14 protein-coding genes are annotated in these 21,121 nt (G+C 64.8%); 9 read left to right on the forward strand and 5 right to left on the reverse strand.

Annotation, left to right across the window (positions count from 1 at the left end; translation table 11 throughout):
• Positions 1-5: 5 nt before the first annotated feature.
• Positions 6-1,154: an alpha/beta hydrolase family protein gene (locus tag AUCHE_RS04295; RefSeq protein WP_052024819.1), complete on the reverse strand. Its 1,149-nt coding sequence runs from the start codon at positions 1,152-1,154 to the stop codon at positions 6-8.
• A 256-nt stretch (positions 1,155-1,410) separates the two neighbouring features.
• On the opposite strand from AUCHE_RS04295, the gene AUCHE_RS04300 reads away from it, so the two are divergent.
• The 3 genes from AUCHE_RS04300 to AUCHE_RS04310 all read left to right on the forward strand — a co-directional run bounded on the left by AUCHE_RS04300 (position 1,411) and on the right by AUCHE_RS04310 (position 4,828).
• A complete protein-coding gene (locus AUCHE_RS04300) occupies positions 1,411-3,855 on the forward strand; it encodes a lamin tail domain-containing protein (protein WP_006502048.1) in 2,445 nt (814 codons plus the stop codon).
• A 127-nt stretch (positions 3,856-3,982) separates the two neighbouring features.
• A complete protein-coding gene (gene msrB, locus AUCHE_RS04305; protein ID WP_040321431.1) occupies positions 3,983-4,402 on the forward strand; it encodes a peptide-methionine (R)-S-oxide reductase MsrB in 420 nt (139 codons plus the stop codon).
• Positions 4,403-4,546: 144 nt separating this feature from the next.
• On the forward strand, positions 4,547-4,828 hold the full coding sequence (locus tag AUCHE_RS04310) for a hypothetical protein (RefSeq protein ID WP_006502050.1): 282 nt from the start codon (positions 4,547-4,549) through the stop codon (positions 4,826-4,828).
• A gap of 137 nt (positions 4,829-4,965) precedes the next feature.
• Here the strand turns inward: AUCHE_RS04310 and hemQ are convergent, their stop codons facing one another.
• Entirely contained in the window at positions 4,966-5,670 is a 705-nt protein-coding gene (gene hemQ / locus AUCHE_RS04315) for a hydrogen peroxide-dependent heme synthase (protein ID WP_006502051.1), read from the reverse strand.
• Between the two features lie 90 nt (positions 5,671-5,760).
• A complete protein-coding gene (hemE, locus tag AUCHE_RS04320) occupies positions 5,761-6,813 on the reverse strand; it encodes a uroporphyrinogen decarboxylase (RefSeq protein WP_040321432.1) in 1,053 nt (350 codons plus the stop codon).
• A 134-nt stretch (positions 6,814-6,947) separates the two neighbouring features.
• Between hemE and AUCHE_RS04325 the strand changes: the two genes are divergently transcribed.
• The 5 genes from AUCHE_RS04325 (at position 6,948) to AUCHE_RS04345 (ending at position 14,327) form a co-directional block, all read left to right on the forward strand.
• On the forward strand, positions 6,948-7,529 hold the full coding sequence (locus tag AUCHE_RS04325) for a DUF3000 domain-containing protein (protein ID WP_006502053.1): 582 nt from the start codon (positions 6,948-6,950) through the stop codon (positions 7,527-7,529).
• A 27-nt stretch (positions 7,530-7,556) separates the two neighbouring features.
• Entirely contained in the window at positions 7,557-8,981 is a 1,425-nt protein-coding gene (locus tag AUCHE_RS04330) for an HRDC domain-containing protein (protein WP_245706806.1), read from the forward strand.
• Between the two features lie 189 nt (positions 8,982-9,170).
• On the forward strand, positions 9,171-10,391 hold the full coding sequence (locus AUCHE_RS04335; protein WP_143115049.1) for a thiolase family protein: 1,221 nt from the start codon (positions 9,171-9,173) through the stop codon (positions 10,389-10,391).
• Positions 10,388-12,502, forward strand: a complete 2,115-nt coding sequence (locus AUCHE_RS04340) for a 3-hydroxyacyl-CoA dehydrogenase NAD-binding domain-containing protein (protein WP_006502056.1) — start codon at positions 10,388-10,390, stop codon at positions 12,500-12,502. Before AUCHE_RS04335 ends, AUCHE_RS04340 begins: the two co-directional genes overlap by 4 nt.
• Before the next feature lie 295 nt (positions 12,503-12,797).
• Complete coding sequence (locus AUCHE_RS04345; RefSeq protein ID WP_006502057.1) at positions 12,798-14,327, forward strand: helix-turn-helix domain-containing protein; 1,530 nt, start codon at positions 12,798-12,800, stop codon at positions 14,325-14,327.
• Positions 14,328-14,433: 106 nt separating this feature from the next.
• On the opposite strand, the gene dxs is transcribed toward AUCHE_RS04345, so the two are convergent.
• Entirely contained in the window at positions 14,434-16,296 is a 1,863-nt protein-coding gene (dxs, locus tag AUCHE_RS04350) for a 1-deoxy-D-xylulose-5-phosphate synthase (RefSeq protein WP_006502058.1), read from the reverse strand.
• Between the two features lie 223 nt (positions 16,297-16,519).
• Between dxs and AUCHE_RS04355 the strand changes: the two genes are divergently transcribed.
• A complete protein-coding gene (locus AUCHE_RS04355; RefSeq protein WP_006502059.1) occupies positions 16,520-16,954 on the forward strand; it encodes an HIT family protein in 435 nt (144 codons plus the stop codon).
• A 56-nt stretch (positions 16,955-17,010) separates the two neighbouring features.
• Here AUCHE_RS04355 and hrpA read toward each other — a convergent pair whose 3' ends face one another.
• Entirely contained in the window at positions 17,011-21,072 is a 4,062-nt protein-coding gene (gene hrpA, locus AUCHE_RS04360) for an ATP-dependent RNA helicase HrpA (RefSeq protein WP_006502060.1), read from the reverse strand.
• Positions 21,073-21,121: the final 49 nt, after the last annotated feature.

Genomic DNA, 21,121 nt, shown 5'->3' on the forward strand with positions numbered 1-21,121 from the left:
TCGGCTCACGAACTACGCGGAACTCCTCCGTCGCCCTCGGCCAGGAATTCCTCAACAACCCGTTCCCACCGCTCCGGATCGGTATTCCACTCCTTCGTGTGTCGAGCCGTAGGCCATTCCACGAAAGTCACCAGGTCCGGTCGCGCCTCCGCCAGCGCACGAGACGGCCCGATCGGAACGAAATCATCTTCCACCGAATGGATCAGCAGGATCCGGTGGGTGAGTTCGTCGGCCCGACTCGACCAGTCGGCTTCCGCGATGTCTAACGGGCGGGAGATGCCGATCAGCTGTTTGGCACCCCGTGAACGCAGCACGTGAGGTGCCGAACGTGCCACGGCCTCGGGTAGCCCACCCAGGCGAGAGTGATGGGAGATGACGTCCCGCCAGTCGACCACCGGACCGTCGAGGATGACATCGGTGACCAGGTCCGCGCGAGGGGAACGTGCCAAGGTCTGGAAGACGATCGCGCCGCCCATGGACCATCCGGCCAGGCAGATCCGGCGAGCGCCCCGGGACCGGGCGTATTCCAACGCGGCGTCGACATCGGCCCACTCGGACAGGCCCAAGGCGTACAGGCGGTCCCGGCTGGCCGGCGCATCATCGTCATTGCGGTAGCCGACGATCAGACAGTTCCATCCCAGACGTCGCAGCGCAGGTACTGCACGTAGGCATTCGGTACGGAAAGCGCTACGGCCATGGACGAGGACCGCCCATTTATCGTCCGACCCGACGCCGTCCTCCGGCGGGACATGCCAGGCCGGAAGATGACCGAGAGGGCCTTGCACACATACCTCGTGGTACTTCAGGCCGAGGGAAGTAGCCGGATTCCCACCGTGGTAGTAGCCGTTCCAACGAGCAGACCCCGGTTTCAGGGTGCCCGAGTCGACACCCTCCAGGATGCGGCGGACGGTCCCGGCCTCCTGGTCGTGTTCGATGATCTCGCCCACTCGGGCATGGCCTCGCCCGCGATCCAGCCACAGTCCGTACCGGCCGGGGACCACCGTGTCGACATTGGCGCGCAAGGTGACTTCGTCGACACCGACGGCGAGGATCTCGATATTGTCCGGTCTGTCCCTGTCCGGGGTGAGCATGAGACGCAGCGCGTAGGAAGCGACCGCGACGACTCCCATGGCGACCGCTCCGACGCCGGTCATGACACCGGCTGCGTAAACCGCAAGATGCTTGTGTTGAACAGGTGATTGCACTCCCCCATCCTGTCAAAGAGCCGCTGAGCAGACGCATCAGATCCCGTTCCTCCGCTCCGGTTTCGTCGCGTCAGGGGGTAGTTATTTCTCGAAACGGACCAGTCACCGGGAGTTGGCCACAGGTTTTGAGCAACGCCACCCCCGTAGCAGGTAACGGCGGTTACCTTCGGTTCACCGCTCAACTTTTCGTCTGAAAGTCGAAGCAATGCAACGCTACCCAGTCAAGCTGCTCGCGCTCACGCTTCCCCTCGCGCTGAGCCCCCTCGCGATGTTGCCTGCCAGCGCATCCGCCGCCAGCCGCACCCTCGTCATCTCCGAGGCCTACGGCGGTGGAGGCAACGCAGGCTCCACTCACACCCACGACTTCGTCGAGCTCTTCAACCGTGGCACACAGCCTGTCGACCTGCACGGTTGGAGTCTGCGTTACTGGCCGGCGACCGGCGACCGGCCGGCCAGCACTCCCCTGTCCGGCCAGATCGCGCCCGGCCGCCACTTCCTGATCCAACAGGCGGCAGGACGCACCGACGACAGCGGCCGAACGTTACCGGCGCCGGACGCCGTCGGAAGGATCGCCATCTCCGCGACCGGCGGACGGGTCGCGGTGGTCGACCCCCAAGGCACCGTTGTCGACCTGCTGGGATGGGGTGCCAGAACCCAAGGTGCCGAAGGACGCCCGGCACCTACGACGAGCAATGCAACCTCAGTATCACGTCGTCACGTCTGCACGGACACCGACGACAACGCCGTCGATTTCCACCTCACCACTCCTTCCCCGCTGAACAGCTCCGCACCGACGGTCGCCTGCCGGAACACGCCCGTCCCCCGACCGCCGTCTGCTCCGACCCCCGGTAAACCAGCCAACCCCGCTCCGTCACGACCCGGCAGGGCTGCGCTGAGTATCGCTCAGATCCAGGGCGGCACCCATATCTCCCCCTACGCCGGAAAGGGAGTCGCCGATGTCCCCGGCATCGTGACCGCGCTGAACAAACGTGGCTTCTGGATGCAGTCGGCCCGCTCCGCCAACAACCCGTCCACCAGCGACGGTATCTACGTCTTCACCCACAGGGCGCCCGGCGTGAAGATCGGTGACGCCGTGGAGGTGACCGGGAGAGTCAACGAATTCCGGCCGAGGAACGCCCCGAAGAATCTGAGCACCACCCAACTCGCAGCCTCGAACGTCCGTACCGTGTCCTCCGGCAATGAGCTTCCGCCACCGGTCGTCATCGGTGTCGATCGGGTCGCCCCGGCGCAGAGTGTCTACAGCGGGAACGTCGGTGATCTCGACAAGGCCAACCCGCCACTGCGTCCACAGAGCAATGCGCTGGACTTCTACGAATCCCTCGAAGGGATGAGGGTCACCGTCCGGGACGCCCGTGTCGTGGGTGCCACGACGTCCTACGGAGAGATGGTGGTCGTTCCAGGGCAGGCCCGAGGTCAGGTCGACAGTGCCCGCGGCGGCGTCGTCTATTCCGGGTACGACAAACCCAACAGCGCACGGGTCCACCTGAAGGGATCTCTGCTGCCCTCGAACTCGATGCCCAAGGCGAATGTGAACGACACCCTGCCCGGTGAAGTCACCGGCGTCATGGACTATGACTTCGGCGTCCCGAAAATTCTGCTGACCGGCCGACCCGAGATCCGCAGCGGAGGCCTCCAACGGGAGACCACCGCGCCCGCCTCAGCCGACGAGATCGCTGTCTCTACCTTCAACGTCGAGAACCTCTCCATGTCCTCCCCCCAGGACAAGTTCGACCGGCTCGCCGCGCAGATCGTCACCAACCTGCGCAGCCCCGACGTGGTCGCCTTGGAGGAGATCCAGGACGATTCCGGCCCGGCCGACGACGGCACCGTCACCTCCACCCGCACGGTGCAACGCCTGGCGGATGCGGTGAAGGCCCAGGGTGGACCCGAATACCGCGGTCTGTGGATCGACCCGCAGGACAATGTCGACGGAGGCAAACCCGGCGGCAACATCCGGCAGGTGTTCTTCTACCGCACAGACCGAGGACTGGCACCGGCTCCTGGTAAGGCCGGGGACGCCACCACCGCCGTAGGAGTCGTTCCCGGTGAGGACGGCCAGCCTCATCTCACCCATAACCCCGGGCGCATCGCACCGGCCGACAAGGCCTGGAATCGCTCCCGCAAGCCCTTGGCCGCGGAATTCCGGATCAAGGACAAATCGCTGATCGTGATCGCCAACCATTTCGGCAGCAAAGGTGGCGACGATCCGCAGTTCGGCCGTGTCCAACAGCCGCAGCGTCGCAGCGAGACCTCCCGGCACGCCCAGGCTCGTCTGGTCCGCGGTTTCGTCGACAAATTGGTCTCCGGACGCCCCGACGCACGGGTCGTGGTCCTCGGAGACATGAACGACTTCGAGTACAGCCAGACCGCTCGGATCCTCGAAGGACGTGGCGAAGGCGCGCTGCTCTCCCTGACGAAGACCCTGCCCGTCAACGACAGGTACAGCTACATCTTCCAGGGGAACAGCCAGATCCTCGACCAGATCCTGGTGAGCCGCAGCCTGCAGAAAACTGCCGGCGGCTCACCGGCCCTGTCCTACGACATCGTCCATACCAACTCTGAATTCGCTGACCAGGACAGCGATCACGATCCGCAGGTCGTCCGGTTGAACACCCTCGGATGGCGGTGAACCGACGAGACTGAGCAGCCGTGGTGGGGCCCTTCCCGGAAGAGAAGGGCCCCACCACGGCGTTAGCCACGATGTCAGCTGCGGGGCTGCCTCATACCCGCCGATATCGATTCCGGAAGGCACCACGATGAGTGGACACGAACGTTCAGTGCAGCGCAGCGAGGACGAATGGGCGCGCATCCTGTCTCCGCAGGAGTTCCACGTCCTACGGCGAGGGGGCACCGAACCTCCCGGCACCGGCGAGCACACCGACAACAGCGCGGAAGGGACCTACTGCTGCGCGGGATGCAGCTCGGAACTGTTCACGAGCCGGACGAAGTTCCCGACTGGCTGCGGATGGCCGGCCTTCTACGAACCCATCGACCGGAATGCGGTGGAATACCTCGAGGACACCAGCCACGGCATGACTCGCACCGAGGTCAGGTGCGCCTCATGCGGCTCCCACCTGGGGCACGTCTTCGTCGGCGAAGGCTACGGGACCCCCACCGACCGCCGCTATTGCGTCAACTCGATCAGCCTACGGTTCAACAGAGCCGACCAAGACTGAGCTCCAAAGGCTTTCGCGTATCAATACAGATCCGTCATCCCCTGGACACATCCTCACAAGGACGGGCCGACTGCCGATAAGCCCATCGAGATCGGGGAAGAGCAGCCAGGCCGGTGGTCGCTGCAGGCAGAGAGGACGACAGCCATGATCACGCGAGACCTGCTGGTAGCAATGCTCTCCGGGCCGGACGACGAGGGGCGGCCTCGTATCGCATACGACGACGCCTGCCGGATCGCCGACAGCTGCCTGAACCTTTTCAACGCCGAGGCGGACGAGATCCGCCGGGAGATCCTGCACACTGCGGCCGAACGGATCAGCCCGTCCCAGGAGGAGCATCTCTTCGGCGGAGCGCCCTGGAACATGGGCTTCCACGACGGCAAGAGCGTCGCAGCCGACGCCCTGAGGCTGATGGCCAGACAATACTGACACTTCCGCCGGACGTGGTCCCCCTTCCCGCGAGCATCCAGGAGCGGTACCCCCCTGCGCCTCCGACATGTCAGGACACCACCGCCCCTGACCACGTCACCGCCCGGGCAGGGCAGATGCTCCCGGAATACCCGTGCTCACGGCAAGGAAGCGACGATCTGCGCCGGTGTGCGGCGGGGACCGGTGAAGAAAGGCACTTCCTCACGTACATGCATCCGCGCTCCCGAACCGCGCAGGTGCCTCATCAGATCGACGATGCGATGCAGCTCATCGGCTTCGAAGGCCAAGACCCATTCGTAGTCGTTGAGAGCGAAAGAGGCAATGGTGTTGGCTCGTACGTCCGGGAATCCTCTCGCCATCTGACCGTGCTCGGAAAGGAGCTCGCGGCGCCGGGAGTCGTCCAACAGGTACCAGTCGTAACTGCGGACGAAGGGGTACACGCAGACGTAGGCACGGGCTTCCTCACCTGCCAGGAAAGCAGGGATGTGTCCCTTGTTGAACTCGGCGGGACGATGCAGCGCAGCCGAAGACCAGACTGGTTCGAGATAACGGCCCACGCCGGAGCGCCGAAAGGCCTGATAGGCGGCCTGGAGCTGTTCGATCGTCTCGGCATGCCACCAGATCATCAGATCAGCTTCAGCTCGCAACCCGGAAATGTCGTAGCAGCCACGGACGACGACTCCCTGGTCTTCCAAACCCGCGAAGAAGGCCTCCGCCTCTTCGCACAGCCGGTCGCGTTCCTCCTCGGGCAGAGGCTCTGCCGAAGCGAAAACGGACCACATGGCGTAGCGCACAGTGTCGTTGATGGCGCGGATCTGACTCGGCGAGGGGCGACTGTTCATGCGGCCATTGTGGACCATGGTCCCGACAAGGGCAGTTGCCGCCCAGTGCACAGGCATCCGGGATGGCAACAGCGCATCGTCCTCCGGGAGTCAGTCCTCCTCGCCCAAGGAACGCACCAGGTCGACCACCCGGGTGATGACCTCGGGATCGGTGTTCGGCAACACGCCATGCCCCAGGTTGAAGATGTGACCGGGTGTGGTTCGCCCCTCTTCGACGAGACGCCGAACCTCCGTCTCCAGTGCCTGCCAGGGAGCGAAAAGATAGGCCGGGTCGAGGTTCCCCTGCACGGCATAATCACCGCCCAAGCGGGAGCTGGCCTCGCTCAACGGCACCCGGAAATCGACTCCCACCACCTCAGCCCCGGCCTGTCCCATGGCAGGAAGAAGCTCACCGGTGCCCACCCCGAAGTGGATCCGAGGGACACCGGTGTGCGCTACAGCGGACAACACCGCCGCAGAATGAGGTGCGACGAACCGCTGGTAGTCACGCAGCGGCAAGGCACCCACCCAGGAGTCGAAGAGCTGGACCGCGGAGGCGCCGGCCTCGATCTGCACCTTCAGGAAAGAACCGGCGATCTGAGCGAGCCTGGCGCACAAGTCGTGCCAGAGGGCGGGGTCGCCGTACATCAGTGCCTTCGTCCGTTCATGGTTGCGACTCGGGCCGCCTTCCACCAGGTAGGAAGCCAAGGTGAACGGGGCGCCGGCGAAACCGATCAACGGAGTGGGCCCCAGCTCGGACACGAGGAGTCGCACCGACTCGGTGATGTCCGGGACGTGTTCCGGAGTGAGCGGCACCAACCGGTCCAGGTCAGACCGGCACCGGATCGGTTGGGAGATCACTGGACCCGTCCCCGGCACGATGTCCACGTCTACACCGACGGCAGAAAGAGGAACCACGATGTCGCTGAAGAAGATCGCAGCATCGACACCATGACGACGTACTGGCTGCAGAGTGATCTCGGTGACGAGGTCAGGACGTCGACACGAATCCAGCATCGACACGCCCTCGCGGACCGCCCGATATTCCGGCAACGACCTGCCTGCCTGCCGCATGAACCACACCGGAGGGCGCGAACCCGGTCGACGACGTGCAGCCCGCACAAGCAGGCTCTCCCTGGGCGTAGTGTTCGAGGAGTCGCTCACCAGGGCATCCTCCCACGGACTCCGCCCACCAGGCGATCTCCGGAAGTCCGTCGCGGTGGAACCGATCCCATCGCCGGGATCTCTTACGGCGTGGCTCTTCACCGGCGGACCGCCTGCACCCGTAAGGTGCCACAGTGACCAGTCGCCACGCCCACCGCGGAATACCGGAGCACTTCACCGCGTGTATCGGTGCGCTGGCCGACGTCCGTACCCGGCCGGAAGTCACCCTGAGCGACCTGCCTGCGCCTCGACGACTCGCCCCCTTCTCGACGGCATTGGGCGCCGAGATCCACCTCCCCGGTGAGGACGACGAAGCCGCCCAAGGACGTTTCGTCGTCCTGCACGACCCGGACGCGCCCGAGGTATGGGAGGGCAGCTGGCGCATCGTCACTCTGTCCACCGCTCAAATCGAACCCGAGCTGGGCGCCGACCCCCTGCTCAGCGAGGTCGGGTGGTCCTGGCTCTGTGAGGCCTTGACCGACTCCGGCGTCGGGTATCGCGCACTGGGCGGCACGGTCACCCGGGTCATCTCCCGAAGTTTCGGTAGCTTGGAGAACCGGCCTGGGACCGTGGAGATGGAATTGCGCGCCTCATGGACTGTGGAGGGCAAGGATCTCCGACGGCACCTACAGCTGTGGACCGATCTGCTGTGCACCTTGGCCGGCCTTCCCCCGCTGCCCGAAGGAGTGGTCAGTTTCCCGGGTGCGCGCCGATGAGCACGACATGACATGCTGTTAGCTGGTATGAGCACGAAGCCTGAAGACGAGTCCAGCGGCACCGACACGACGAGCCGATTCACCGAACTCCCCCCGGAGGTCACTGCGGGGGCAGTATCGAGCGCGGAAAAACAAGGGACGCTCCGACGGCGCACCCGTGCTGGCCGTGCGCCCTTCCGGGACGAACTCGCCCGACGCCGCGAGAAGAAGCTCCAGGAACAGCCGCCCGTCGTCGTCACCGAGTCGACGACACCCGAAGACCTGGGGATGCCCCGGCTGATCGATTTCCCGGCCGAGGGTATCCCCGAAGTGGTCGACGACGAACAGGGTCTGGCCGAGGTCGCCGCGGCACTCCGGCGCGGTGCCGGACCGATCGCTGTGGACGCCGAACGGGCATCCGGATACCGCTACGGTCAGCGGGCCTACCTGGTCCAGCTCCGACGCGAAGGGGCCGGGAGTTTCCTGATCGACCCGGTGGCCTGCCCCGACCTGACTCCGTTGAACCCGACCTTGGCCGACGCGGAATGGGTTCTGCACGCCGCCACCCAGGACCTTCCCTGTCTGGCCGAACTCGGGCTGCACCCCACCCGACTCTTCGATACCGAACTGGGCGCACGACTCGCAGGACAGCCCCGGGTCGGGCTCGCTGCCGTGCTGGAGCACTACCTCGGGGTGACTCTCGCCAAAGAGCACTCGGCAGTGGACTGGTCGACCCGGCCGCTGCCTGAGCCCTGGCTGCGATACGCCGTCCTGGACGTCGAAGTCCTCGTCACGCTCCGCGACGCCGTGGAAAAAGACCTTCACGATCAGGGCAAGTCCGAGTGGGCCCGTCAGGAGTTCCACGCACTCACCTCCTTCGCGGGACCCGCTCGCCGGGTCGACCCCTGGCGGAGGCTGTCCGGGCTGCACAAGATACGTGACCGTCGGACGATGGCCGTCGCCCGCGAACTGTGGTTCGCCCGTGACGACGTCGCCCGGTCCCGGGACATCTCGCCCAGCCGGGTCATCCCCGATGCTGCGCTGCTCGATATCGCCCACGCCCTGCCACAAAGTCTGTCCGAAGTCGGCGCAGCCACCACGAACCGGGCCGCCCGCCGTCACGCGAGCGCATGGCTCGCCGCGGTGGCTGCGGGGCGGGACGCCCCGGAGGACCAGTTGCCCCCATTGGTGCTGCCCTCTGATGCACCTCCGCCGCAACGGGCGTGGACGGACCGTGCGCCGGACGCTGCGGCTCGGCTGGCAGCCGTCCGAGAACGTTTGCACGCCTTCGGGGCCGAACATTCCGTCCCGGTGGAGAATGTGCTGACCCCGGACACCCTGCGTCGGGTGCTGTGGTCTCCGCCGGAGGCCACCGAGGAAGCTGTCGGTGCCGTGCTGGCCGATCGGGGTGCGCGTCCCTGGCAGATCGAGATCGTGGCGCCGATGATCGTGGAGTCATTGCACGCCCACTGACCACTCTTCGCCGTAGCACTGGCGGGGCTGGGGTCCGGTAGGCCCTGACCGGGTGCTCGTGGCTGTTGACCGTTGAGATCTATGCCACGCCCGGGAACAGTGGTACGGCCATTACCCCTCGGTAAGAATGACAGGAATCGACCACAGCGGTGATTCCCCGTCCTTCCGACCCTGGGAGATTCTGTGTCCATTCCACGCCACGAGGTCGTCTTCGTCGACGGCGTCCGCACCCCCTTCGGTAAGGCAGGTGACAAAGGTCTGTACGCGCAGACACGCGCCGACGATCTCGTCGTCGCCTGTCTGCGGGAGATCATGCGTCGTCACCCGGAGGTTCCGGCCGAACGCATCGGCGATGTCGCCGTGGCCGCTACCACCCAGACCGGTGACCAGGGGTTGACCATCGGCAGAACGGCTGCTCTGCTGGCCGGACTACCTCACACCGTCCCGGGATACGCCATCGATCGGATGTGCGCCGGAGCCTTGACCGCGGTGACCACTGTTTCGGCATCGATCTCCTACGGGGCCTACGACCTGGCGTTGGCCGGTGGCGTCGAACACATGGGCCACCACCCGATGGGAGCTGGCGTCGATCCGAATCCACGCTTCGTCTCGGAGAAGCTCGTCGATCCCGAGGCCCTCAACATGGGCAATACCGCCGAGAACCTGCACGATCGCTTCCCCCAACTGACCAAGGAACGTGCCGACCGTTACGCCATGGCGAGCCAACACAAGATGCAGGCCGCCTACGCCTCCGGTCAGATCCAACCCGACCTCGTCCCTGTCGCCATCAGACATGAGGAACTCGGGTGGGGGCTCGCCTCGAAGGACGAACCTCCCCGTCCCGGGGTCACCATGGAGGCTCTGGCCGAGCTGAAGACCCCTTTCCGTCCGCACGGCCGGGTCACTGCGGGGAATGCCGCCGGACTCAACGACGGCGCCACCGCCTGTCTCCTCGCATCGGAGAAAGCAGCCGCCGAACTCGGACTACCGGTGAAGATGCGGCTGGTGTCCTTCGCCTTCGCCGGGGTCGAGCCCGAGATCATGGGATATGGACCGGTACCTGCAGCGGAGAAAGCGCTGGCCCAGGCCGGGCTGGGGATCGATGACATCGGCCTGTTCGAGATCAACGAGGCCTTCGCCGTCCAGGTCCTCAGCTTCCTCGACCATTACGGCATCGCCGACGACGACCCCAGGGTCAACAAGTACGGCGGAGCCATCGCCTGCGGGCACCCCCTGGCTTCTTCCGGGGTACGTCTGATGATCCAGCTGGCTCGCCAGTTCGCCGAGAATCCCCAGGTCCGTTACGGGATGACCACGATGTGTATCGGTATCGGAATGGGCGCTGCCGTCATCTGGGAGAACCCGCACCACAGCGATTACATCGCCTACGACGAGGAGAACGCCCGATGAGCATCGACTTCACCGAGGTCTTCCCGGACGAGGTGGTCACCCGCGCCCTGGTCCGGGACATCGATCTCCCGGAGGGCGCCGGGACCATGGCCCTGGTGACCCTGGACAACGGCATGGACCACACTCGCCCGAATACGTTCGGGCCGCAGACCCTGACTCTGTTGGGTGAGGTCCTGGACGGGGTCGCAGCCCGGGCCGCTGCCGGTGAGATCGCTGCGGTCGGGATCACCGGGAAACCCTTCATCCTGGCCGCAGGTGCCGATCTGTCCGGAGTGGCCAAGGTCACACGCCGGGAGCAGGGTCGGGCGATCGCCGAGTTGGGCCACCGGACCTTCTCGAAACTCACCGATATGGGAGTTCCGACCTTCGCCTTCATGAATGGGTTGGCGTTGGGCGGAGGCGTCGAGGTCAACCTTTACTGCACCTACCGGACGATCTCTTCCGGGGTCCCTGCTCTCGCCCTGCCCGAGTGTTTCCTCGGCTTGCTCCCCGGCTGGGGTGGCACGTGGCTGCTGCCGAATCTGATCGGTATCGAACGTGCGCTCAAGGTGGTGATCGAGAACCCGTTGTCGATGAACAAGATGCTGAAAGGTCCGCAGGCCTTCGATCTCGGCATCGCCGACGCACTCTTCGAGCCCGCTGATTTCCTCGCGCAGTCGCTCGTCTGGGCCTCCCAGGTACTCACCGGGCAGGTCACGGTAGAGCGGGCACCAGTCCAGCGCGACGAATCGACTTGGGCCGCAGCGATCGACACGGCCAGATCTTTCGTGGACATGAAGACCGGTGGCCATTCTCCGGCTCCGTACCGGGCGCTGGAGCTGTTGGCCGCGTCCAGGACGAACACCCGTGAGGAGGGATTCGAAGCGGAGAACGAGGCGCTGGCCGATCTCATCATGAGCGATGAGCTCAGGGCCGGGCTCTACGCCTTCGACCTGGTCCAGAAGCGCGCGAAACGGCCTGCGGGAGCTCCCGATCGGACCCTGTCGCGGAAGGTCACCAAGGTAGGGGTCGTCGGAGCCGGCCTGATGGCGAGCCAGCTCGCGCTGCTCTTCGTGCGTCGGTTGAAGGTGCCTGTGGTGATCACCGATCTGGACGCCGAGCGCGTGGCCAAGGGCGTCGCCTACGTCCATGCAGAACTGGACAAGCTCGTCGTCAAGGGTCGTCTGAGCGCGGACAAGTGCAATCGTTTCAAGGCGTTGATCACCGGGTCCACCGAGAAGTCCGACTTCGCCGACGCGGAATTCGTCATCGAGGCAGTCTTCGAGGAGATGGCGGTCAAGAAACAGGTGTGGCGGGAGGTCGAGGAGGTCGTCGGACCGGAGTGTGTCCTGGCGACGAACACGTCCTCGCTGTCGGTCACCGAGATGGCTGCTGACCTGGAGCATCCTGATCGGGTCGTCGGTTTCCACTTCTTCAACCCCGTGGCTGTGATGCCGTTGTTGGAGATCGTCGAAGGTGAGAAGACCGACGAGGCGACCTTGGCGACGGCTTTCGCCACCGGCCGGGCCTTGGGCAAGACCACGATCCGGGTCAAGGACAGTCCCTCTTTCATCGTGAACCGTCTGCTGGGAAGATTCATGTCGGACATGGCCCGGATCGTCGATGCGGGAACTCCGATGGAGATCGCAGACCAGGGATTCTCCGGGGTGGCTCCGATGCCACCGTTCGTCCTGATGGGACTGGTGGGGCCGGCCATCGCTCTGCACAACAACGAGAGTCTGGCGAAGGCCTTCCCCGAGAGGTTCTACATATCGGAGAACCTCCGCCGCGTGGTGAAGGCCGGTAAGAGTAGTTATTACACCTTCGGCTCCTCGGGGATGATCGTGGATCCGGAGATCCTGGCTCTGTACGAGCTCCCGGCGGAACCGGTGGTGCTCACCGCCGAGGAAGTGCGGGAGAAGGTGTTGGCAGGACTGGCCGAAGAAGCCCGGCTCATGCTGGACGAAGGTGTGGTCGCCGCTCCGATGGATATCGATCTGGGCATGATCACCGGCGCCGGGTTCCAGTTCTGGAACGGAGGGCTCACTCCTCTGCTGGATCGCACCGGGAAGGCCGAGCAGGTGACCGGTGCGCGGTTCCTCCCCCGCGGGGCAGCTGACGTCCCGGCCTGAAAGCGCTCGTCAACCCCAGGATCGGTCAGCTGATTCCCAGCGTTCTGTCATATGTCTCACGGTCGAGGCGCGCCCATCGGGGCGCGCCTCGACCGCATGGGCCGCAAATTCGGGCAATCTTCTGTCTCAGTAGTTCTGAGGTCCGTGTCAACGAGAGCTCCGTCGATGTGAAAGACTTGGGCGATCGTCCTGACCCGTTCGTGGAACCTGCCACGAACGGCTCGCCGCCGCGCCTGGATACACCAGAAACACGCCGCGACCGGCCCATATCTCATATGTGAGCTATTCTAGAAACATGAGTGAGGACTACTTGGCACGTATCGGAGGCCTCATCCGAGACGCCCGCCGCCACAAGGGACTGACCCAGGCGGAACTGGCCGAAAACCTCGGCACGAGCCAGAGCGCTGTGGCCCGCATCGAGCAGGGCAAACAAAATCTGAGCCTGGAGATGCTGGCACGCATCGGCGAGTCCCTCGATTCGGAATTCGTGTCGCTCGGCTCCTCCGGGCCCCAACATCTACGCATCAAGGGCGGCACCAAGCTGTCCGGCGCCATCGACGTCAAAACCAGCAAGAACGCCGCCGTCGCGCTCCTGTGCGCCGCCCTGCTGAACCGGGGGCGGACCACCTTGCGCAGCATCGCGCGGATCGAAGAGGTCAACCGGATCATCGAGGTTCTCCAGAGCATCGGGGTCCGGACCAGATGGCTCCCCGGGACCAGCGACCTGGAGATCATCCCCCCCGAGCGGGTCGACCTCTCCTCAATGGACCTGGCCGCGGCCCGGCGCACCCGGACCATCATCATGTTCTTCGCGCCGCTCCTGCACGACTTCGACTCCTTCTCCCTACCGTTCTCAGGCGGCTGCGACCTGGGGTCCCGCACCATCGAACCGCACATGACCGCGCTGCGCAGCTTCGGCCTCATGGTGCAGGCCACCAACGGTTTCTACGAGGCGACCGTCGACCGCTCCGTCCGCCCGACCCGCGCCATCGTGCTCACCGAACGCGGTGACACAGTCACCGAGAACGCCCTGATGGCTGCAGCCCGTTACGAGGGTGAAACTGTCATCCGCAACGCCAGCCCGAACTACATGGTTCAGGACCTGTGCTTCTTCCTCCAGAAGCTCGGCGTCGACGTCGACGGTATCGGCACGACCACCCTCCGAGTACGCGGACGCTCCCATATCGACGTCGACGTCGACTACGCGCCCAGCGAGGACCCCATCGAGGCGATGAGTCTGCTGGCCGCCGCCGTCGTGACGGAATCACGGATCACCATCCGCCGGGTCCCGGTCGAATTCCTCGAGATCGAACTCGCCCTACTCACCGAGATGGGTATGAAGTACGAGCTCAGCGAGGAATACGCCTCGGCCAACGGGAAGACCCGCCTGGTCGACCTGACGACCGTGCCCGGCCCTCTCGTCGCTCCTATCGACAAGATCCACCCGATGCCTTTCCCCGGGCTCAACATCGACAATCTCCCCTTCTTCGCGCTCATCGGTGCTGTCGCCCAGGGACGCACCATGATCCACGACTGGGTGTACGAGAACCGGGCCATCTACCTGACCGAACTCACCAAAGTCGGCGTGAAGGTCCAACTCCTCGACCCCCACCGGGTCCTGATCGACGGCCCCACCCGTTGGCGAGCCGCAGAGGTCGTCTGCCCGCCTGCTCTGCGACCCGGTGTGGTCATCCTCATCGCCATGCTGGCCACCCCCGGAACTTCCGTTCTGCGTAATGTCTACGTGATCAACCGCGGATACGAAGACCTCGCAGAACGCCTCAACGCGCTCGGCGCCAGCGTGACCACCTTCCGGGACATCTAAGGCACCTGAAACATGAAGTGAGGCCTCCGGCATTTCCCTGAAGAGGGGAAATGCCGGAGGCCTCACTTTATGTTCTCCCGGTTCGTCCGGAGATCGGCGCATCAGATCAGTCAGGCAGCCTCTGCGCGATGGACTCAGCGGTCAGGCCGATCTCCTCCAGGATCTGCCCGCGGCTCGCATGGTCGAGGAAACGCTTCGGCACGCCGAACTGCTTCACCGGGGCGGCCAGGCCCGCTTCGGAGCAGGCCAGGGCGACAGCGGCGCCGATCCCGCCTCCGACGAGGTTGTCCTCGATCACTACCACCCGTGCGGCCCCCCGAGCCACATCGATGAGCTCACCCGGGACCGGAAGACACCACCGTGGGTCGACCACCCTGACTCGACGACCACGTTCGCTCAACAACTCCGACACCTGCAGCGCGAGCGGAACGAAAGAACCCAGTCCGATCACGAGGTCGTCGACCTCGTCGTACTCGTCCGGCTCGGCCAGGATGTCCACGACACCGATACTGCGGATCTCGTCGATCGGCGCCGGCGGATTTCCCTTGGAGAAACGGATGACCGTAGGGGCGTCGTCGACCTCGACAGCGTCCTGAAGCGCCTGCGCCACCCTGATGCCATCCCGAGGAGCAGCCAGTGACAGTCCTGGCACGATATTCGCCAGGGTCATGTCCCACATCCCGTTGTGGGAGGCCCCGTCACTGCCGGTGATCCCGGCTCGGTCGAGAACGAAAGTCACCCCGGCCTGATGCAAAGCACAATCCATCAACATCTGATCAAAAGCACGGTTGAGGAATGTGGAATATACGGCCACTACCGGGTGCAAACCTCCGAAAGCCAAGCCGGCCGCCATGGTCACCGCATGTTGCTCCGCGATCCCAACGTCGAACACCCGGTCAGGAAAACGTTCGGCAAAACCCTTCAAACCAACCGGTATCAACATGGCCGCGGTCAAAGCGACCACATCGTCCCGCTCCTCGCCGATTTTCTCGATCGCCTCCGAGAAATCATCCGTCCAGGACCGGCCGGACACCTCGAGAGGAAGACCCGTCTCCGGATTGATCACCCCCACCGCGTGGAAACGATCGTCATCGTGATTACAGGCGTGTTCGTAGCCATTCCCCTTACGGGTCATCACATGCACGATGACCGGAGCGCCATAACCCTTCGCCTGTTTCAGCGCGACCTCGACGGCCTGGACATCATGTCCGTCCACCGGCCCGACATACTTCAGCCCAAGGTCCTCGAAGAGCCCCTGAGGGGCCACGATGTCCTTCAATCCCTTCTTCATCCCATGCAATGTCCCCAATGCGGGACGGCCCACCACCGGGGTCCGGGACAAGGTCTCCTTACCCCAACTCAGCAACTTCTCGTACTCGCGGGTCGTCCGCAGCCAAGCCAGGTGCTCAGCCAGCCCCCCGATCGTCGGGGCATAACTACGAGTGTTGTCGTTCACCACGATCACCAGCGGCAGGTCTTTGACACTGGCGAGATTGTTCAAGGCCTCCCAGGCCATTCCACCGGTCAATGCCCCGTCACCGATCACCGCCACCGTATGCCGGTCGTACTCGCCTCGGATACGACGAGCCTGCGCGATACCGGTCGCCCAGGACAGCGACGTCGAAGCGTGACTGTTCTCCACCACGTCGTGTTCCGACTCGGCCCGCGACGGATAACCCGACAAGCCGCCCTTCGAACGGAGACGGGAGAAATCCTGGCGACCCGTCAACAACTTGTGCACATAACTGATGTGCCCAGTGTCGAAAACAAGGGTGTCATGAGGACTGTCGAAGACTCTGTGCAGAACCATCGTGAGCTCCACGACCCCAAGATTGGGACCGAGATGCCCGCCGGTGGCCGACACTGCCCGCACCAGGAACCCGCGGATCTCCTCCGCCAACTCCTCGAGTTGGTCGTGGTCGAGATTCCGCAGGTCCGCGGGGTTATTGATCTGATCCAGCAGGGACACTTCACGTGCGCTTTCATCCGGTCCATTTCGTCCTGAGAGAGCCTACGCCGTCTGCAGGAGAACCGTGGCAACAGCACCACCCTCGTACAGGACACAGACCGAGAAGAAAACACTCCGAGGAAAAGGAACAACCCTGTTGTTCCTGGCAATCGACGAATTCTGCTACCTGATCCCACCAGGCTCGCCACAGACCAGAAGACCACCACCTGTCTAGGGTGGAGACATGACCAGTATCTTCAGCCGCATCATCGCAGGTGAGATCCCGGGCAGGTTCGTCTGGGAAGATCCCCACTGTGTCGCTTTCCTCACCATCGCCCCGCTGACCCCAGGACATGCCCTGGTCGTACCGCGCGAAGAGATCGAACAGTGGACCGACGCGTCCTCCGAGCTGTTCACCCATCTCACCCGAGTAGCCCAGATCATCGGAAGAGCCCAACAGCAGGAATGGAAATCACCCCGCATCGGGCTGCTCGCCCAGGGATTCGAAGTAGCACACCTCCACCTGCACGTCTGGCCCGCCAGCTCCACCGCCGACTTCGACATCGACCGCGCCGACCACGACCCCTCCCCCGAACGGATGGACGACGACGCGGCACGGCTGCGTGACCGGCTCCGCTCCATGGGACACGGCAGTCATGTCCCTGACGGAAAACACTGATCCGGAGGTCACCCCGGGCGAAGACAAAACCGTGGGAGGGCGCCCCCGCCCGGGACTCACCGTGCGTGCGCGTCCTCCACCGCGTCCATCGCCTTGTAGATCCGCTTCTCCGATACCGGTCCGGCCGTACCCAACCGCTGGGCGAACAGACTGACCCGGAGCTCCTCGACCATCCACCGCAGTGCCCGGACGTCCGCAGCCCCCCGCTCACCGGCCGGCAAGGACTCGACCACCTTGACACGCTCGGCCTCCACCCGAGCCACCTGGTCAGCGCGTTCGGCATCCCGCCGCAGATCCAAGGCGCCTTTCTCGACCCGCTCGATCATCCCCGCCAGATAGCGAGGAAGATGGCGGAGCTGATCCAGCCCGGTAGCAGCGACAAACCCCTTGTAGACCAAGGCATCGAGCTGGGAGGTCAGATCCGCCTTCAACTCCGCAGCGGCAGGAGATCTCATCCGATCCAAGCTCAGACGCACCGCCAGCGCCCGATCGAGCACCGGATGCACGAGTTCCACGATCTCGATCACCTGAGGAACGACCTCTCGACGTACCGCCGCGAGCGCCTCCTGGAAATCCTGCTCGGTACGGATCCGCCGACCGGGTTTGGCAGCGACGATCCGGGCGGCGATGGCATCGACCGCACAAGCCAGGACATCGTCCAACAGCGCAGGGACGGAACCGTGAGGATTGTGCCCCAATGCCAGCTTCTGCGCATTGGTCAGCAGACCCAGTATCCGCTGCCAGGGAGCTGTCGTGTTGAGCAACAGCAGACGCCGGACGCCCAGGCGGGTCGCGCTCTCCTGCTCCGCGGCGCTGGCCAGGACCTGGACGGCGACAGTGTCACCTTCGTCGACCAGAGCTGGAAAGCCCTGGATGGTGGTGCGGCCGCGCTCGGCCTCGAAAGTATCCGGCAACGGGCCGAAGGACCAGGTCGTCAGGCCGTTCTTCTCCAAGGAACCTGCGGCTCGAGCCATGGTGTTGCGCACCTTCGGAGCAAGCTGTTCCTGAAGGGAAGTCAAGGACTTGCCCTCGGCGAGTCGGCGTCGCCTGGTGTCCTCGATCCGGAAGGTCATCCGTAGATGATCGGGAAGTCGTTCCGAGTCGAAATCGGTCGGATCGACCCTGACCCCGGTATTGACCCACAGCGCACGGGCCAGTTCTTCGGCGAGCGTCCCCTCTGCGGGGTCAGCCTGGTCGAGAGCACGTCGGGCGTGGTCGGGGGTCGGGACGAAATGCTTCCGAACCGCCTTGGGCAGGCTCTTCAGCAAGGCGGTGGCCAGCTCGGCCCTCAGCCCAGGTACGAGCCAGTCGAAACCGACGTCGTCGACCTGGTTGAGCACGTCGAGAGGGATATGACAGGTCACCCCGTCGGCGTCGCTGCCAGGTTCGAACTGGTAGGTCAGCCGCAAAGCCATGTCCCCCTGATGCCATGCCTGCGGATAATCGCGGGCGAAAGCCTCGTCGATCCCACCCGAGGCCTCTGCCACCAGCAGATCCTCGGTAAAGGTCAACAGGTCGGGCCGGCGGCGGCGTTCCTTCTTCCACCAGGCGTCGAAGTGCGCACCTGAGACGACCTCCTTGGGGATGCGGTGATCGTAGAATTCGACCAGGTCCTCGTCCTCGACGAGAATGTCCCGCCGTCGAGCGCGGGACTCCCATTCGGTGAGCTTGTCCACGAGCTTGCGGTTGTCGTGGAAGAAACGGTGTGGAGTCGTCCAATCGCCCTCGACAAGCGCATGTCGGATGAACAGGTCGCGGCTGACCTCCGGGTCGATCCGGCCGTACTGGACCGTTCGGTCCGCGACCAGGGGCACACCGTAGAGGGTGACCCGCTCGGTGGCGATCGCCGAGCCCGTCGACTTGGACCACCGAGGCTCCGAATAGCTGCGCTTGACCAGGTGCTGGGCTGCCCGTTCGATCCAGTCCGGGTCGGTGACCGCATTGGTGCGGGCCCACAGCCGGGTCGTCTCGACGAGCTCGGCAGACATCACCCAGTCCGGTTGACGGCGGAAGAGCACCGAACCGGGCTGGATGGCGAAACGGGCCCCCCGCGCGCCGAGATAGTCACGTTTCTCCGCATCCCGCAGGCCGACATGGGAGAGCAGCCCCGTCAGCAGAGCCCGATGCACGGCGTCGGTGTCTGCAGACCGGGTGTTCTCGGTCAGTCCGAGATCCCGCGCGACCGCACGCAACTCCCGATGCAGGTCCTGCCACTCACGGATACGCAGGTAGTGCAGATACTCGGCCTGGCACATCCGGCGGAAGGCGCTGCCGGATTTCTCCTTCTGAGCCGTCCGGAGATAACGCCACAGATTGAGCAAGGTGACGAAATCGGAGTGTTCGTCCTTGAACCTCGCGTGAGCCTGGTCCGCCTGGGTCTGTTTGTCCACCGGCCGTTCCCGGACGTCCTGGATCGACAACGCCGACACGATGATCAACACTTCGCGCAGCGAACCTTCCTCTGCGGCCGCGAGGATCATCCGAGCCATCCGCGGATCCACCGGGACCGCTGCGAGCTGTCGGCCCACCGGAGTGAGTCTGCGACGAGGGTCTGGCTCGTCGGGATCGATGGCATGCAATTCGTGCAACAATCGCAGACCATCGGTGATCATCCGGTTGTCCGGGCGCTCCACGAACGGGAAACGGGCGATATCCCCCAGCCCGAGAGAGGTCATCTGCAGGATGACCGACGCGAGATTGGTCCGTAGGATCTCAGGGTCGGTGAACTCGCTGCGACCCGCGAACTCCTCCTCCGCGTACAACCGGATCGCGATACCGTCCGCCACCCGTCCGCAACGGCCCGAACGCTGGTTCGCGCTCGCCTGGCTGATCGGTTCGATGGGCAGTCGCTGCACCTTCGTACGCTGGGAGTAACGGGAGATACGTGCGGTTCCCGCGTCGACGACATACCGGATACCGGGGACGGTCAACGAGGTCTCGGCGACATTCGTGGCCAGGACGATACGGCGGCCGGAATGACGGGCGAAGACCCGGTGCTGTTCCGCCGCGGACAGCCGCGCGAACAGAGGCAGGACCTCGGTATCCGGCAGACCCATGCCGTTCAGGGCGTCAGCGGCGTCACGGATCTCCCGCTCCCCGGACAGGAAGACCAAGATGTCATGGCCACCGTCGCCGCCGGTTCCCCCGCTACCGGCAGCACCTCCGCCCTCGGTCCACAGCTCCTCGACGGCCTCACAGATGCCCGTCACCTGGTCGACCTCGACCTCCAGCGGCGCACCGCCAGGCTTCGAGCTGGGTTCGGTGCGCACCAACGGCCGGTAACGGACCTCGACCGGGAACGTGCGTCCGGACACCTCGATGATCGGCGCGGGCCGCCCCTCGGCATCGGCGAAATGCGCCGCGAACTTCTCGGGATCGATCGTCGCAGAGGTCACGATGACCTTCAGGTCCGGACGACGAGGGAGAAGCTGCTTGAGATAGCCGAGGACGAAGTCGATGTTGAGACTACGTTCGTGAGCCTCATCGATGATGATCGTGTCATATCGGCGCAGGTCACGGTCACGCTGCAGCTCAGCCAGGAGAACGCCGTCAGTCATCACCTTGACGAGGGTGTCGCGCGTCGTGTGATCGGTGAAACGCACCTGGTAGCCGATGGCCTGGCCGATCTCGACGCCGAGCTCCTCGGCGATGCGTTCGGCGACACTCCGGGCGGCGATCCGACGCGGCTGGGTGTGGCCGATCATGCCGTTGACCCCGCGGCCCAGCTCCAGGCAGATCTTGGGTAGCTGGGTCGTCTTCCCCGAACCGGTCTCTCCGGCAACGATCACGACCTGATGGTCTCTGACGGCCCGGGCGATGTCCTCCCTCCGGGCAGAGACGGGCAGGTCCGGATAAGTGACTGCGGGGACACTCGCGCGCCGTCGTTCACGTGCCGCCTCGCGTCGGACGATCCGCTCAGCCCGCTGCTCGGGCGTCTCGGGGCCGCGACGACGACCACGTCGCTGGCCCGCCTCACCACGTGCCTGCTGATCGGAGGCTCTGCTGGACGATCGGTCCCCCGACCGCCGGGGAGGCCTTCGACCTCGACCGCCACCGGTCTTGCGACTGGTCGGGTCGGCCGGTTCGTCACGGGGCGGCTGCGGCGGCTGATATGGCACGCTGAACAGGATAGGCAGCTATACCGGGTGAGGCTTCCTTCCGGACCGG

This window comes from Austwickia chelonae NBRC 105200 (assembly GCF_000298175.1).
Lineage (GTDB): Bacteria > Actinomycetota > Actinomycetes > Actinomycetales > Dermatophilaceae > Austwickia > Austwickia chelonae.